2 protein-coding genes are annotated in these 1,589 nt (G+C 68.5%); both read left to right on the top strand.

The window, feature by feature from the left end:
- The first annotated feature begins 30 nt into the window (after positions 1 to 30).
- Positions 31 to 297, top strand: a complete 267-nt coding sequence (gene rpmA / locus I6U14_RS17160) for a 50S ribosomal protein L27 (RefSeq protein ID WP_296900950.1) — start codon at positions 31 to 33, stop codon at positions 295 to 297.
- Positions 298 to 568: 271 nt separating this feature from the next.
- Positions 569 to 1,589, top strand: a 1,021-nt coding sequence (cgtA, locus tag I6U14_RS17155; protein ID WP_296900944.1) for an Obg family GTPase CgtA, incomplete at its 3' end; no start/stop codon positions are given.

Genomic DNA, 1,589 nt, shown 5'->3' with positions numbered 1-1,589 from the left:
CCCCTCCGGCACCGACTGTGCAAAAACACATTGGCACATAAAAAAGCAGGCGTCAGCTCCCTCAACGGTCGCGATGCCGAATCCAAACGCCTGGGCGTGCAGCGCTTAGGCGGCGAGCGGGTCACCGCCGTCAGCTCCTTGGTGCTCCAGCGATGCACTCGCTATCACAATGTTCCTGGCGTGGGCTGTGGCCGCGACCACACCCTGTTCGCACTCAAAGACGGCGAGGTACGCTTCGACGTCAAGGGACCGCGTAACCGGCGCTACATCAGCATTGTCGAGTCCGCTCAGAGCTAACCAACTCGGGCTGGCGAGCCTTCTCTGAGCACGCCTCGGGCAGACTCAGGTAAATCGCCGCTTACCTCGGGCCAGACCCAGACGCAGGAGGCCGGCGAGCTAGGCGCGCGTCGCGCTGACCGCGTTCGGCGGACGCTACGCGCCGCGCCACCAGCGCCCGCTAAGCAGGGACCGACGCACCCCAGCACAAGCCCCGCTCCGGCGGGGTTTTGTCGTTTGGGGCCGATATCACTGCCCTCCGGACCTGATCTGCACCACCGAGAACGCCAACGTGAAGTTCGTCGACGAAGCCCGAATCCGCGTGGAAGCCGGCAATGGCGGTGACGGCTGCGTGAGCTTCCGGCGCGAGAAGTTCATCCCCAAGGGGGGACCGGATGGCGGCGACGGCGGTGACGGCGGCAGCGTCTACCTTGTGGGTGACGCCAACCTGAATACCCTGGTGGACTTCCGCCACCAGCGCCGGCACCGTGCCGGCAACGGCCGCCCGGGCATGGGCCGCAACTGCACCGGGGCCTCCGGCGCGGATGCCGAGGTCCGGGTGCCGCTGGGTACGCGCGTCACCGATGCCGACAACGGCGAGGTGATCGGCGAGCTACTCGACCACGGTGCACGCTTGCTGGTGGCGGCCGGTGGCTTCCACGGCATCGGCAACGCCCGCTTCAAGTCCAGCACCAACCGCGCGCCCCGGCAGTTCACCCCAGGCAAGCCGGGCGAGCGCAGGGAGCTGCACCTGGAGCTGCTGCTGCTGGCCGATGTGGGTCTGCTGGGCCTGCCAAATGCCGGCAAGTCGAGCCTGATTCGGGTCCTATCCAGCGCCCGGCCAAAGGTGGCCGACTATCCCTTCACGACACTCTATCCGAACCTCGGCGTCGTCAGCCTTGGGCCGAAGCGCAGCTTCGTCATCGCCGACATCCCGGGGCTCATCGCCGGTGCCGCCGGCGGCGCCGGACTCGGTACGCGCTTTCTGAAGCACCTCGGCCGCACGCGATTGCTGCTGCACCTGGTGGACATCGCCCCGCTCGATCCTGATACCTCACCAGCGGCGCAGGTACAGACCCTGACTGCAGAGCTCGAGGCCTACGACCCCACCCTCGCTGCCCGCGAGCGCTGGCTGGTACTGAACAAGGTCGATCTGCTGGACGACGTTACACTGGCGGCACGGCAGACGGGGCCCTTAAAGGCCCTGGACTGGCCGGGACCCGTGTCCGCCATACCGGCCCCCACCGGCGCCGGCACCCCCCCCCTGGCCCGCGCCGGGAGGGCACGCCCGCACGCGCGGCCCGCCCCCCACC

It is taken from the genome of Thiohalocapsa sp. (assembly GCF_019695415.1).
In the GTDB taxonomy this organism is placed as follows: domain Bacteria; phylum Pseudomonadota; class Gammaproteobacteria; order Chromatiales; family Chromatiaceae; genus Thiohalocapsa.
This window is presented reverse-complemented; position numbering and strand designations above follow the sequence as displayed.